The organism is Pseudoduganella violacea (assembly GCF_014191875.1).
GTDB lineage: Bacteria > Pseudomonadota > Gammaproteobacteria > Burkholderiales > Burkholderiaceae_D > Rugamonas > Rugamonas violacea_A.
Window position 1 is genome coordinate 41,159 of record NZ_JACHXD010000022.1, and the last position, 14,901, is coordinate 56,059.

Annotated in this window: 7 protein-coding genes and 1 riboswitch; of the genes, 4 read left to right on the forward strand and 3 right to left on the reverse strand. The window is 68.4% G+C overall.

Translation table 11 applies throughout. From position 1 onward, the window contains the following. The first annotated feature begins 71 nt into the window (after nt 1-71). A riboswitch (yybP-ykoY riboswitch) is annotated at nt 72-244 on the forward strand. A gap of 19 nt (nt 245-263) precedes the next feature. Together FHS03_RS25160 and FHS03_RS25165 are read left to right on the forward strand one after the other, a co-directional pair. Next, a complete protein-coding gene (locus FHS03_RS25160) occupies nt 264-839 on the forward strand; it encodes a TMEM165/GDT1 family protein (protein ID WP_183443649.1) in 576 nt (191 codons plus the stop codon). Between the two features lie 100 nt (nt 840-939). Next, complete coding sequence (locus FHS03_RS25165) at nt 940-1,272, forward strand: hypothetical protein (RefSeq protein ID WP_183443650.1); 333 nt, start codon at nt 940-942, stop codon at nt 1,270-1,272. Between the two features lie 131 nt (nt 1,273-1,403). Here the strand turns inward: FHS03_RS25165 and FHS03_RS25170 are convergent, their stop codons facing one another. Continuing rightward, nucleotides 1,404-10,079, reverse strand: a complete 8,676-nt coding sequence (locus FHS03_RS25170; RefSeq protein WP_229426415.1) for a glycoside hydrolase family 94 protein — start codon at nt 10,077-10,079, stop codon at nt 1,404-1,406. A 224-nt stretch (nt 10,080-10,303) separates the two neighbouring features. Then, nucleotides 10,304-12,286, reverse strand: a complete 1,983-nt coding sequence (locus tag FHS03_RS25175; RefSeq protein ID WP_183443651.1) for an aminotransferase class V-fold PLP-dependent enzyme — start codon at nt 12,284-12,286, stop codon at nt 10,304-10,306. A gap of 120 nt (nt 12,287-12,406) precedes the next feature. On the opposite strand from FHS03_RS25175, the gene FHS03_RS25180 reads away from it, so the two are divergent. Together FHS03_RS25180 and FHS03_RS25185 are read left to right on the forward strand one after the other, a co-directional pair. Then, nucleotides 12,407-12,892, forward strand: a complete 486-nt coding sequence (locus FHS03_RS25180) for an Lrp/AsnC family transcriptional regulator (protein ID WP_183443652.1) — start codon at nt 12,407-12,409, stop codon at nt 12,890-12,892. 27 nt (nt 12,893-12,919) lie between these two features. Further along, nucleotides 12,920-14,083, forward strand: a complete 1,164-nt coding sequence (locus FHS03_RS25185; RefSeq protein ID WP_183443653.1) for an HPP family protein — start codon at nt 12,920-12,922, stop codon at nt 14,081-14,083. A gap of 5 nt (nt 14,084-14,088) precedes the next feature. On the opposite strand, the gene FHS03_RS25190 is transcribed toward FHS03_RS25185, so the two are convergent. Further along, a complete protein-coding gene (locus tag FHS03_RS25190) occupies nt 14,089-14,715 on the reverse strand; it encodes a TIGR02281 family clan AA aspartic protease (protein ID WP_229426417.1) in 627 nt (208 codons plus the stop codon). Nucleotides 14,716-14,901: the final 186 nt, after the last annotated feature.

Below are 14,901 nucleotides of genomic sequence, written 5' to 3' on the forward strand. Positions count from 1 at the left end.
CGGGGCGCGAAGCAGAATAGCATACCGGGGCGGAAATATTGCCGGGCCGGCGGCGCGAATCTGCTATCATTCGCCCGTTCTTTGGGGAGTAGTCGGCTTCCGGTCCCACCGGAAGGATCTGCGTCAACATAATCGGCCCGCAGGCCGTGGCGCAGATGGCCGCAAGGCTTGGCGAGACCATTGATCCACGGGCGGCCGGATTGGGCCGGGGTCGCCCCTGGGTCATTGGTAGACGCCCGGCCCCCACCATCTGACCCCACATCATGGACGCCTTCCTTATTTCAAGCGGCATCGTCGCTCTCGCCGAAATCGGCGACAAAACCCAGTTGCTGGCTTTCTGCCTGGCCGCCCAGTTCCGCCGTCCCCTGCCCATCGTGGCCGGCATTTTCGTCGCCACCATCGCCAACCACGCGTTTGCGGCCGCCGTCGGCAGCTGGCTCACCGGCCTATTCGGGCCGGACGTGCTGCGCTGGATCCTCGGCCTGTCCTTCCTCGCCATGGCGGCCTGGATCCTGGTGCCCGACAAGATCGACGAAGACGAGCAACCCAACGCGCGCTACGGCGTGTTCGCCGCCACGGTGGTGGCCTTCTTCCTGGCCGAGATGGGCGACAAGACCCAGATCGCCACGGTGGCGCTGGCGGCCCGTTTCGACAGCATGCTGGCCGTGGTGGCTGGCACCACCTTCGGCATGATGCTGGCCAATGTGCCGGCCGTGTATCTGGGCAAAAAAGCCGCCACCGCCGTGCCGCTGAAACTGGTGCACGGCATCGCCGCGCTGATCTTCGCCCTGCTCGGCCTGGCCACGCTGCTGGGCGCCGGCAGCCGTTTTGGTTTCTAAGCGGCAACATACCAGCTGGGCTTTGTCTGTGCGCCAACGCACAGACGGCCTCATCTTGCCAAGATAATATGATTGGCGAATAAACATTGCAGAGGATGCCATGACACTCTTAGGCAAACTGGCGTTTGCGGCCCTGGTCGCCGCCACCTCGGCCGCCACCCACGCCGCCGACGCCCTTCCCGCCCAAGCGCCGACCGCGCCGAAGCAAGCCGCCGCCTTCACCCAAGCCGGCTGGCTCAACGATATGGCCGCGCTGCCGTCCGCCTTCGCGCCGGCCGCCGTACGTTTGCGGCAAGCCGCGCCGCCGCCCGCGCCGGTCCAACGCAGCCCGATTCCCGCCGCCAGCGGCATGCTCGTCCTCGCCGCCCTGCTACTGCTCTTCGCCGGCCGCGCCCCCGCCGCCACGCCCTGGCAAACCATCCAGGTCGACTAAGCTCCCGTTTGATCTGCCGCAAACAATGTCCACCCTGGTGTCAGGCACCAGAGGTGGACATTCCTTGATTTTTCTCAAAGAATGTCCGACCGTGGTGCCTGACACCAGGGTGGGACATTCTTTGACATTGCTCAAATCCGCAGGGTGACTTGGTGTTCGCGGCCGTCGTCGCGCAGGGGGATTTGCTGGCTGCTTTGCGGGATGCCGTCGATTTCTAGTCCGGCCTCGGCGCTGCGCTGGACGGTGATGGCGTAGACGCTGCGGCCATAGCGGTAGCGCAGGGCGAAGCCGTCCCAGCCGGCGGGGAGCAGCGGGGCCAGCGTCAGGCTGTCGGCCTGGCGCGTCAGGCCGAGCAGGGATTCGAGAATCAGGCGGTACATCCAGCCGGAGGAGCCGGTGTACCAGCTCCAGCCGCCGCGTCCCACATGGGGCGCGACCGCGTACACGTCGGCCGTCACGACATAGGGTTCGACCTTGTAGACGGCGCTGCTGTCGGCGTTGGCGCCATGGCTGACCGGGTTGATCATGCGCATCAGTTCCCAGGCTTTTTCGACTTCGCCCATGCGCGCGAAGGCCATCACGGTCCAGATGGCGGCATGGGTGTACTGGCCGCCGTTTTCGCGCACGCCCGGCACATAGCCGCGGATATAGCCGGGATTTAAATCGGCCTTGTCGAACGGCGGGTCGAGCAGCTGGATCAGGCCATAGTCGCGCCGCACCAGGCGCGCGTCGACCTGGCGCATGGCGCCTTCGACGCGTTCGCGGTTGGCGGCGCCGGACAGGATGCCCCAGCTCTGCGAGATCGAGTCGATCTGGCATTCCTCGTTTTCGCGCGAGCCGAGCGGGGTGCCGTCGTCGAAGTAGGCGCGCCGGTACCATTCGCCATCCCAGGCATTCTGTTCGACATTGGCGGCCAGGCGCTGCGCCTGTTCGCGGCATTCGCCGGCGAAGACTTCGTCGCCGCGCCGCTGCGCCACTTCGGCGAAGCGCTGCAGCACTTCGTACAGGAAGAAGGCCAGCCACACGCTCTCGCCCTTGCCCTCCTCGCCCACCTTGTCCATGCCGTCGTTCCAGTCGCAGGAACCGATCAGGGGCAGGCCGTGCGCGCCGAAGCGCAGGCCGTTGCGGATGGCGCGCTGGCAGTGCTCGTACAGGCTGCCGCTCTGGCCGGAACGGCCCGGCATATCGTAGTAGGAGTCTTCATCTGGATTGACGGGACGCCCCTCCAGATAAGGCGCGCTTTCATCGAGCACGCTCAGGTCGCCGGTGCTGGCGACGTAGCGCGCCGCCGCCAGCGGCAGCCACAGATAGTCGTCCGAGCAGTGCGTGCGCACGCCGCGGTCGGAGGGCGGATGCCACCAGTGCTGCACATCGCCTTCGACGAACTGGTGGGCGGCGCACAGCAGCAGGTGTTCGCGCAGCAGTTGCGGCTGGTTATGCACCATGGCCATGGCGTCCTGCAGCTGGTCGCGGAAGCCGAAGGCGCCGCCGGACTGGTAATAGCCGCTGCGCGCCCACATGCGGCAGGCGATGGTCTGGTACATCAGCCAGCCGTTGGCGATCACGTCAAGCGCCGGATCGGGCGTTTGCACCTGCACCGCGCCCAGCACCTCGTCCCAATGCGCCTGCACGGCGGCCAGCGCGGCATGCGCCGCCTCCGCGCCGCCATGCTTCTGCACCATGGTGCTGGCGTCGGCGTTGCGGCGGCCGCCCAGGCCCAGGATGAAGACGATCTCGCGCTCTTCGCCCGGCATCAATTCGAACGGGGCGTGGATGGCGGCGCAGGCGTCGAGCGCGCTGCCGGTCTTGCCCGACAGGCGCACGCGGCGCAGCGCGGCCGGCTGCGCCAGATTACCGTTGCGGCCAATGAATTCGGCGCGGTCGGCGGTGTGCGAACGGGCGCCAGCATCGGTGTGGAAGAAGGCGACGCGGCCCTGGAACTCGGTGTTGTAGGCGTTCTTGGCGAACAGCGCGCCGCTGGCCGGATCGGCCTCGGTGACGATATGCATGCCGGAGCGCGAACGCATATCGCCCAGCACCCATTCCACATAGCCGGTGACGGACAGGCGGCGCGGGACGGGCGAATCGTTGCGCACATTGAGCAGGGTGTATTTCACGGGCGCGTCGAGGGCGACGAAGCTGGTCATGGCCGAGCTGACGCCCGCTTCCGTATGTTCGAACACGCTGTAGCCGAAGCCGTGGCGGGTCAGGTAGTCGCCGCTGCCGCGCGCCGGCAAGGCGGTGGGCGACCAGAACTGGCCGCTCTCCTCGTCGCGCAGGTAGAAGGCTTCGCCGCTGGCGTCGCTGACCGGGTCGTTATGCCAGGGCGTGAGGCGGAATTCGTGCGCGTTCTCGTGCCAGGTATAGGCTTGCCCGCTTTCCGACACCACGCTGCCGAACTGCGGGTTGGCCAGCACGTTCGACCAGGGCGCCGGCGTGCGCTGTCCCGGTCCGGTGACGATGGCGTATTCGCGCCCGTCGGGCGTGAAGCCGCCGATGCCGTTGCCGAGCAGGAGGCCATGCGGCTGGCGCGTGTGCGGACCGGCGTCGTCGTACTGGCCGCGGCTGTCGGCCACCAGCGGCGGCATGCGCAGCGGCGCCGGGCTGGCGCGCTTGACCTGTTCGGCCAGGGTGCCGCGGCTGTCGACCAGGATGGCGCGCGCCACCGTCTGCAGCAGGACCCGGTCTTCCGCCGAAAGCTGGTCGAAGGGGCGCACGAAGATGCCGCCCGGGCGATCGATGGCCTGGGCGTCGATGCCGGAGGCGATCAGGCCGATGATCTGGTCGTGCAGGGCCTGGCGGTAGCCGGACAAGTCCTCGTACCAGATCACCAGGTCGACCACCAGGCCTTTCAGGCGCCAGTAGGCGTGCGCCTGCACCATCTGCCGCGCCAGTTCGATATTGGCCGGGTCTTTCATTTGCAGCAGCACGATGGGCAGGTCGCCGGAAATGGCGTAGGCCCACAGGCCGGACTGGCCGCGCTGGTTCTTGATCAGCACCGCCGCCTCGGCGCGCAAGGCCGGATTCGGATAGATCACGTGGTTGGCCAGGCGGCCGTAAAGCTGGGCGTCGGCTTCGCTGGCGTTGAGCTGGCGCAGCACCACCTGGCTGTGGGTCCAGGCCAGTTCGAACACGCGGTCGGCCATGTGGCGGTCCTGGTATTTGTCGATCAGGTACTGGGCCGCGTCGCGCGTGTCGGTCATGCCGGTGACGATATCGACAATCGCCGCCTGGTCCGGTTCCAGCACGATGCGGTAGCGGATCGCCACGATGGGGTCGAGCACCGACCCCTGGCTGCCGGACAGCTCCCCTTCTTCCAGCATGGCCTGCGGCGCCTGCGCCGTGTTGCCGCGGCCGATGAAGCGGGCGCGGTCGGTTTCATAGGATACGTCCAGCACATGGGCGTCGTGCACCGTCATCACATGCAGCAGGTAGGGCGTGTGCTCGCCCTTGCCGCGCGGACGGCGCGTGCACAGGATGGCGCTTTCGTCGGGCACGATCTCGGTCTGCACGAACAGCTTGCTGAAGGCCGGGTGGGCGGCGTCGGCGGCGGCCGGCGCCATCACCACTTCGGCGAAGCTGGTCACTTCGATGGTGCGGCGGCGGCTCGATTGGTTGGTGACGCGGGTGCGGCGCATTTCGATATCGTCTTCCGGCGACACCACCATTTCCGTGTACAGCTCGATCTCGCGGTCGGTGCGGCGGAACTCGGCGCGCCCTTCGGAGAAGATCACCTCGAAGCGGCGCGGCTCGGCCAGCGTGGGCTGGTAGGTGGTGGACCAGAAGGCGCCGTCGTCCAGGTCGCGCACATAGCAGAACTGGCCCCAGTTGTCGCGCGTGCTGTCTTCGCGCCAGCGCGTCACGGCCAGATCGCGCCAGCGGCTGTAGCTGCCGCCGGCATTGGTCACCATCACGTGGTAGCGGCCGTTGGACAGCAGCTGGGTTTCCGGCACCGTGGTATTGGGCTGGGTCAGGATGCGCATCGGCATGGCCTGCTCCGGCGCGGTGGCGCGGATGGCCGCCTGCTCGGCGCTGCTGGAGTGGAAGGCGCCGGCCTGCGGGCTGCGCTCCTGCAGCACCAGCAGGGTCGATTGCAGCAGCGGGTCGGATTCGAAGCGGCGCTGCATGGGACGGTCGTGCAGCAGATAACTCAAGGCCAGCAGGCCCATGCCCTGGTGGTGCACCATATACGATTTGATGACGGCGTGGTTCTGGCCGCGCGGCAGACGCGCCGGCGTGTAGTCGATGGCCTCGTAGAAGCCGTAGCGGCCCATGAAGCCCAGGGCCGCCATCTTCTGCAGGTTCTGGCAGGCGGCGTCGGCGTCGACCATCAGGCCCAGCATGGTGGCATAGGGGGCCACCACCACATCGTCGCCCAGGCCGCGCTTCAGGCCCAGGCCGGGCACGCCGAAAGCGCGGTATTGGTAGTTCAGCGCGGCGTCGGTGGTGTTGTAGCCGGATTCGGAAATCCCCCAAGGCACGCTGCGCTGCTTGCCGTATTCGATCTGGGCCGCGATCACCGATTGGTAGGTCTGGTCCAGCAGGGTGCTGGGATAGGTCGGCATCACCAGCAGCGGCATCAGGTACTCGAACATGGAGCCGCTCCAGGACAGCAGCACCGGCTGGCCGTGCACGATGCACAGCTGGCGTCCCAGCGCGAACCAGTGCTCCTGCGGCAGCTGGCCCTGGGCCACGGCGACGAAGCTGGCCAGGCGCACTTCGGAGGCCAGCAGGTCGTAATAGCTGGCGTCGAGGCGGCGCTCGCTCAGGTTGTAGCCGATCGCCAGCAGATTGGTGGTGGGGTTGTACAGGAAGCCGAATTCGGGACGCTCGAACTGCTGCGCCAATTGGCGCAGCGCGGCGATCTGCAGCAGGCGCTCGCGCGCCGCCTGCGCGCCCCGGCGCACCGGATCATCCGCCGCCGCGCCGGCCAGGCTGCCTTCGGCCGGCAGCAGCGCGCCGCCATCCATGGCGGCCAGCTCGCGCAAAGTGGGCACGCGCGTGAACGTGTCCGCCACCGCCTCGCCTTGCGCCGGCGGGCCGTTGGCGGCGCTGATCCACGGCGCCAACGCCGCCAGCTCCGCGCTCACGGCGCGCAGCTGCTGCAGCAGGGCCGCCGCCCACATGGCGGCAGTGGCGTCGCTGAGCGCGGCGTCGCCTTGCATCGCTTCGGCGGTGCGCAGCAGCGCCGACAGCCAGTCGCGCCATTCCTGCAGCGTGGCCGGATACCAGGGCTGCTCGGGCGAGGCCAGGGCGCGCAGCGCGTCCCAGCCCTGGGGCCTGGCATGGCCCGCCGCCGCCAGCGCTTCCTCCAGCACCTGCCAGGTGGTGGCGACGCCGTCGGCCAGGCGCGGACCGCAGATGGGCTGGTCCTGCAAGGCCTCCAGGCCCGGTTGCAGCACCAGCAGGTGGCCGGCCAGATTGCCGCTGTCCACCGTCGAAATATAGATGGGCAGCAGCGGCTTCATCGACACTGTGTCGTACCAGTTGTAGAAGTGGCCCTGGTGGCGTTCCAGCTTCTCCATGCTGCGCAAGGTGTGCTCCGTGCGCGCCAGCAGCTGGCCGCCGGTGATGTAGCCGAAATCGTGGGCGCTCAGGTTCGCCAGCAGCGACAAGCCCATATTCGTCGGCGAGGTGCGGTGGGCCACGGTTTGCGTGGGGCGCTCCTGCATATTATCGGGCGGCAGCCAATTGTCCTCGGGGCCGACGAAGGTGTCGAACCAGGCCCAGGTCTTGCGCGCCAGCAGATGCAGAAAGCGCGTCTGCTCTTCCTTGAGCTGGGTCTGTTCGCGCACGATGGGGCGGCTGATCCACCACGCCACCACGGGCGCGGCAAACCAGGCACCCAGGAAGATCAGCGAGGCGCCCAGCGCGCGCGGATGCCAGAACGCCAGCGCCGCGCCGGCGGCCACGGCCAGCAGCGGCGACATCCACATGCGCCGCCAGCTGCTGCCCAGGTCCGTGCCGGAGCGCAGCAGGGCCGAGGCGCGCCACTCCAGCAAGTGCTTGCGCGAGAACAGCAGGCGCCAGCCGGTGCGCGCGATGGCGTCCAGGCTGATATAGGCTTCATACGGCAGGAAGACCAGGGTCAGCAAGCCGTGCGCGAACTGCAGGCCGCTGCGCCGCAGCGAGGCGCGCAGATGCTGCTCCCACAGCGTGTCCGGCGGCTTGTTGCCCAGATCGTAGAGGGCGCTCACCAGCGGCGGCAAGAAGATGATGGCCAGCACGGCGGCGGTCCAGAACCAGGGATGGGACAGCGCGGCGAAGGCCAGCAGCAGCGCGGCCGTGAGCACCGGCGCCACCAGGCTGCGGCGCAGATTGTCGAACAGCTTCCAGCGCGACAGGGCCGACAGCGGATTGCGCTCGCGCCGGCCGCCGCGCAGCGGCACTGGCCCGGCCAGCCAGGACAGCAACTGCCAGTCGCCGCGGATCCAGCGCTGGCGCCGGCTCACATCGTCGTGGTAGCGCGCCGGATACTGCTCGTAAAGCTGGGCGTCGCTGAGCAAGCCGGCGCGCAGATAGCAGCCTTCCAGCAGGTCGTGGCTGAGGATGCGATTGTCGGGCAGGCGCTCGGCCAGCACGTGCTCGAACACGTCGACATCGTAGATGCCCTTGCCGATAAAGGAGCCTTCGAAGAACACGTCCTGGTAAACGTCGGACACGGTGCGCGTGTAGGGGTCGATGCCCGGCTCGCCGCCGCACAGCCGTTCGTAGAGCGAAGCGTGTTCGCTGGGCAGGCTGACCGCCACGCGCGGCTGCAGGATGCCGTAGCCTTCCACCACGCGCCGCGTGTGCGCGTCGATGCGCGGCTGGTTCAGCGGATGGCGCATGGTGGCGATGAACTGGCGCGCCGCGTCGCGCGGCAACTGGGTGTCGGTATCGAGCGTGATGACGTATTTGAAGCTGTCCAGGTCCGCCGTCTCGCCTTCCACCAGCGCGAACTTGTCGCGCGCGCCGCCGCGCAGGAAGCGATTCAGGTCGGACAGCTTGCCGCGCTTGCGCTCCTGGCCCATCCACACACCCTCGGCGCGGTTCCACAGGCGCGGCCGGTGCAGCAGCAGGAAGGGCCGCATGGCCTGGCCATTGGCGGCCAGCGCCAGCGGTTCCGGCACGCCGTTCGGCGGTTCCGCCGCGGCCGGCGGCGGCGCGTATTTGTCGTTCAGGCGGCGGATGCGCGATTGCGCCTGTTCCAGCAGGGCCGCATCGTCCGGCATCACCTCTTCGCGCGCATCGGCGAAGTCGGTCAGCAGGCAATAGCGCAGGTTCGGATCGCGGTTGGCGAGGAAGCGCACTTCCAGCTGCTCGCACAGCTCGGCCACATTGTCTTTGCTGAAGAGCAGGGTCGGCACCACCACCATGGTGCGCGCATCGGACGGCACGCCTTCCTTGAAGTCCAGGCGCGGCAAGGGATGGGGACAGGTCAGCAGGGTCGCGGCCCAGTTCACCAGCGCCAGCGCCAATTGGCTGCTGCCCATCAGGCCCAGCGCGGCCACCAGCGCCAGCTGCCAGGGTTCGGCGCCGTCGCGCAGCGCGCGGCCCAGCATCAGGGCCGTGACCACCAGCGAAATGGCGGCGATCGCGCCCAGATAGCTCGCCAGCGGCGCGGCGCGCGTGGCATGCTGCAGCGCGGCCCAGAACGGCCGGCGCATCTCGGCCCGCTTTTCCAGCAGCGGCAGGCCGCCGCCGATCAGGTAAAAACCGATATGCGCCAGGCGCGCTTCGCTGCCATTGCCCTCATGCAGGCGCGCCAGTTCCAGCGCCTGCTGCGCCACCTCCACCTCCGTCAGCGGCGAGCGGCGCGCCACTTTCTCGACCACGTGGCGGTACTGGTCGCGCGTGGCGAAATCCATGGCGCCATAGACATTGGCCGGGTCCTGGCGCAGCACCTGCTCCACCGCGCTCATGGTTTCGACGAACTCCTGCCAGTCCATGGTGCCGAGGAAACGCAGGCTGCCGATGCTGTTGGCGATCGACACCTGGTCGGCGGCCTGCTGCTGGATCTCGATCTGGATCTGCTGCTCGATGGTCTGCTCGCTCTCGGCCAGCTTGTAGGTGATCCAGTTCAGCGCCAGCGTCAGGGTCGGGCTCTGGCCCTGCAGGCGGCGCGCCAGCTCGGCCACGAAGGCGCTGGTGATGGGCGGATTCGAGCGCGCCATATCGGCCACCAGCAGAATCAGGCCGCTGGAATTCTTGTCGGCCACCTCCACCATCTGGTCGGCCCAGGTATTGGCCAGGTCGCGCTGCACGCGGTTCTCGGCCACGCGCGCCGCCACGCGGCGCAGGTTCTCGATCAGGGCCAGGCGCAGCATGATCGGAATGGCCCACAGCTCGCCCAGCTTGAGCGGCGCTTCCTCCTGGTAGGCATCGACAAAGCGGCACAGGCTTTCCGGGTCGACGCGGCCGTCGCCGTGGGCGATGATTTCGAGCGCGAGCTGGTAGGCGCGCGGCGTGCCCTCGGGCGCGCCTTTGGCCAGGCGCGGCAACTCCCTGCTGTAATGCTTGGGCAGGTGGCGGCGCGCGGTGCGGATCTGTTCTTCGATGAGGTAGAAATTATCCAGCAGCCATTCGGAGGCGGGCGTGATCTGGCGCCCGCTCTTCACCGCCGCCGTCAGCTCCTCGCAGGTGAGGGCGATGACGGCGCTGTTTTCGGCCAGGCGCGAGAGCAGCCGGTCGCGTCCCGCCTGCCGGCTCAGCGCATGGCTGCGCGCCAGGGCGCGGCCATGGTGGGCCATCTGCTGCGCGCTGTAGAGTTCCGCGCGCAGCGGTGAATCGTCATCCCGCTCCGCGCTGTGCAACTGGCCGGACATGGCTTCCCGGAACCCCGCCTGCATACCGGGAACAAATTTGGTGAAATCAATCAAAACGGCCTCGCTTCCTTGAGCCGATGCTGTTTCCCCTTGCGGGGATTAGCAGTATGGGTCAGCCCATCTTAAGCAGGCGCACGGCAGACGACAGTGCGCTAGCGTACACATGCGAGGAAGCAAAAAAAACGGCGGCCAAAGCCGCCGTAAAGGACAGAACAGGTAGGCGCTCAGGCCGCGAGCGCCAGGATGGGGGCGGCGCTGGTCAGGGCCATGCCGCCCACCAGGTGCCAGCATTGGCTGTGGCCGAGGCGGCGCAGGCAGTGCACGGCCTTGGCGCTGCGGTTGCCGCTGCGGCAGAAGAAGACCAGGGGCTGGCTGGGGCTTTGCTGCCAGGCTTCGATCTGCTGCGCCAGGCGGCTGAGCGGGATGTTCAGCGCGGCGCGGCCGCCGGGACCGCCGGCGCTGGCGGCGTGTTCATACGCTTCGCGCACGTCGACCAGCAGCACATTGGGATTGCTTTGCAGGAAAGCGGCCAGGCCGGCGGCGTCGAGGTTGACATCGTCGGCGGCAGTCTGGCCAGCCCGCGCTTCGGCGCGCAGGCTGGTACAGAAGGCACTCTGTGTTTCGCTGGCGGGACAGATCAGGCTGTCGGCGCCCAGCAGGTCGGCCAGCGGCGCCAGCGCGGCCTGGCCGGTGAAGGCGTGGCGCACGGCGGCCGGCGCCAGCGTGGTCTGGGCCGCGTCGGCGCGGCCCAGCAGGTAGATGGTGGCGTCGGCCACGCGGCAGGGCAGCAGCAGGCGCGCGCCCAGGCGTACCGGTGCAATGGTATCGGCGGCATCGGTGCGCAGGCTGGCGCGCAGGGTGTAGCCGCCGCTGTGCAGCAGGGCGTCGATGCGCGCCTGCAGTGCCGGCTGGGCGTCGATCACGGCGGCGGCGCGGCTGGCGGCGTCGAGCACCAGCCAGCTGTGGCGGCCGGCATCGCTCAGCTGCACCACGCCGTCGGCTGCGGGCGGGACTTTGGCGTCGGGCAGCAGGCCGGCGCTGCGCAGCGCGGCGCCGCAGCGCTCGATGCGGGCGCAGGCGTCGTCGATGGTGGCGCTGTCGATGGTGGCGCCGAAGGACATGCGGATGGCGCTGCTGCTGCGCCAGTCGGGCAGGCCCATGGCTTGCAGCACATAGCTGGGCGCGGCCTTGGCCGCGGAGCAGGCGCTGCCCGAGCTGACGCGCACGGCGGCGGCGTCGAAGACGTCGAGCAGTTCGCGCGACGCCAGGCCCGGCACGGAGAAGTTCAGGGTGGTCGGCAGCGTGTGCTCGAAGGCGGCGTTGAAGACGATGCCGGGCAGCGCGCGGCGCAGGCTGGCCGCCAGGCGTGCGCGGAAACCCTCCAGTTCGGCATGGCTGCGGAAAGTGTTGCCCTCTTCCAGCGCCTGCAGCACGGCGCCCAGCGCGGCAATGCCGGCCATGTTCTCGGTGCCCGAGCGCAGGCCGGTTTCCTGGCCGCCGCCCATGATCAGCGGCGTGAACGGCGCGCCGGCGCGCACATACAGCATGCCGATGCCCTTGGGCGCGAACAGCTTGTGGCCGGAGAACGGCGCGTAATCGATGCGCGTCGCTTGCAAATTCAAGGCCAGCTTGCCCAGGCCTTGCACGCAATCGACCATCCACAGCGTGTTGCTGTGGGCCAGGGCGGCGCCGATGCCGTCCAGGTCGGAAATCACGCCGGTTTCATTATTGGCGGCCATGGTGCAGACCAGGGCCGCTTCCGGCGCCAGCGCGCGCAGCGCGTCGAGGTCGTGGCGGCCGCCGGCGTCGACCGGCAGCGCGTACAGCAGCAGGTCGAGGCCGAGCAGGCGGTTCCAGTGCGCCAGCGCTTCCGGCACGGCCTTGTGTTCGGTGGCGCCATACACGAGCAGGCTGCCGACGCGCTGGCCGGCGGCGCGCCGCTCGCGAATCGCGCACAGGGCCGACAACACGGCGGTCTGGATGCCTTCGGTGGCGCCGCTATTGAAGATCAGACGGCCTTCGCCCACGCCCAGCAGGCGGCGCGCGCAGGCGCGCGCCCCGTCCAGCAGCACCTTGGCTTTCAGGCCGGCACCGTGGCTGCTGCTGGGATTGCCAAAGTCTGCGCCCATGGCGTGCAGGGCGGCGTCGATGGCGGCGGGCAGAACCGCGGTCGTGGCGTTTCCGTCAAGATAGATTTCAGTGCTCATGATGCGGGTGGACAAGGAGATATGGATAGCTTACGCAATTTATGCGAAAGATTTATTCCAAAATCCCTCCTCATCGCCTAGTATTTAGCATATACATGCTAGTCATTGGAAATTTATAGAATGAATCATCTCGACCGCTTCGATTATGCGATTCTCGCCGCCTTGCAGGCCGACGGCACCCTGTCGATTGCCGAGCTGGCCGAGCGCGTCGGCCTGTCCAGCACGCCGTGCTGGAAGCGCCTCAAGCGGCTCGAGGAGGATGGCTATATCGAGAGCCGGGTCGCCATCGTCGACCGGCGCAAGGTCGGGCTGCCGGTGACGGTCTTCGTCAGCGTGCGCACCAGCCAGCACGACGAGAAATGGCTGGCGCGCTTCGCCGCCGCCGTCACCGCCCTGCCCGAGGTGCTGGAATTCCACCGCATGAGCGGCGACGTGGACTACCTGTTGAAGGTGGTGACCACCGATATCGCGGGTTATGACCGCTTTTACAAAAAACTCATCAAAGTGGCCCATCTGACGGGCGTGTCCTCGGCGTTTTCGATGGAGCAAATCAAGTCCAGCAGCGCGCTGCCGCTGGAACTCTTGTCGCACGGCCTGCCGAGTTAGCCGGAACATGGGATAATCGGGGGTACGATGTTGAAACCCCTGCTGGAGCGCTGGCTCCCCCTGCCCCATACCGCCAGTCTGAGCGAACGCCTGCGCGCCTGCACCGGCGCCATGCTCGGCCTGCTGCTGACCGCCGCGTGCAGCCATTGGCTGCTGGGCGATGCCGCCATTTACCTGGTGGCGCCGATGGGCGCCTCCGCCGTTCTGCTGTTCTGCCTGCCCGCCAGTCCGCTGGCCCAACCCTGGTCCGTGATCGGCGGCAATGTGGTGTCGGGCCTGGTGGGCGCGGCCTGCGTGCGCTGGCTCGGCCCCGGCATGGCCAGCGCCGCGCTGGCCAGTTGCGGCGCCATCGCCGCCATGTTCGCGCTGCGCTGCCTGCATCCGCCCGGCGGCGCGGTGGCCCTGACCACGGTGATCGGCGGCCCGGCCGTGCACGCGGCCGGCTTCGGCTTCGCGCTCGGGCCGGTGCTGCTGAACTCGGCCGTGATGGTGCTCGGCGCCGTCCTGTACAACAACCTCAGCGGCCGGCGCTATCCGCATGCCCAGCACACGCCGCCCAATCCGCACGCCACGCGCGACCCGCTGCCCACCGGCCGCCTCGGCTTCCAGCCGGCCGACCTGGACGCGGTGCTGCGCCAGTACGGCCAGGTGCTCGACGTCAGCCGCGACGACCTGGAAGCGATCATCCAGCAGACCGAGATGCGCGCCTACCAGCGCCGCTTCGGCCAGATCCGCTGCGCCAGCATCATGTCGCGGGATGTGGTGACGGTGGAATTCGGCACGCCGCTGGCCCAGGCCTGGCAGCTGATGCAGCACCACCGCGTGGCCGCCCTGCCCGTGCTCAACCCGGGCCGGCGCGTGATCGGCATCGTGAGCCAGGGCGATTTCCTGCGCCATAGCGGCCTGGACGATTTCACCAGCCTGCCGGCGCGCCTGCGCCACCTCCTGCGGCCCAGCGGCCGCAGCCATGGCGACAAGCCGGAGGTGGTGGGCCAGATCATGACGGCGCGGCCACAGACGGCGGCGCTGGACACCCCCATCGTCGACCTGGTGCCGCTGATGGCCGACAGCGGCCTGCACCACATCCCCGTGGTGGACGAGGCCGGCCGCTGCGCCGGCATCCTGTCCCAATCCGACCTCATGGCCGCGCTGTATGAAAGCCGCCTGGCCGAGATGCAGCAGGCCGCCTGAACGGGCTAGCGGCGTACCAGCGTCATCTGCTCGCCATCGCGGCGCATCTCGAAGCGGTTGAGGAAGGAATTGCCGAGCAGGATGAGGGGCAGACCGCTTTCGTGCACCACCGCCTCCAGGCCCAGGAGTTCGATCTCGCCGATGCGCAATTTGTCCAGACGCACGCGGTAGACCAGCACCACGCCGCCCGCCGTGCTGCTCAGCATCGGCTTGCCCTTGCGGTAATCGATGCCCATGCGGCGCGCCTCGGCCGCCGGCAGGGCCACCAGGCTGGCGCCGGTATCGATCAGCATGCGCGCCGCCTGGCCGTTGATTTCCCCGTTGACCAGGTAGTGGCCCATGGCGTCGGGCGCCAGCGTGATCCTGGCCGGCGCGCCGGCGCCGCCGCGCGCGGCATTGGCGCCCAGCACGATGGTATAGCGCTGGCCGTTTTCCTCGATCACGGCCTGGTTGCCGGCCACCGCCACCAGCTTGGCGCCGTCGGGCAACAGGGCGCCCACCGCATACACCTTGGGCGGGGCGCCATCGACGGCCAGCATGGCCTTGTTGGCGAACACGCCCAGCAGGCTGACGTCGCCGGCCTGGGCCGCCGTCGCGCCCAGCAAACATGACAGGAAAACTCGCAGACGCATGGTGGCCACCTCCAGACCCGGGTTCTGCGAAGATTCTGCCACATTTCCAAGCAGAAATTTGCAGCCGACCGGCGCAGCGCCAAACGGCCACCCGCGTCCATGCATCCACGCAACAGCGCCAGGCGCCGGCAAGAGCAATAGTGGCAGGATAACCATTTTTTCCTTCCGGCCAGAACACCGTTTCGC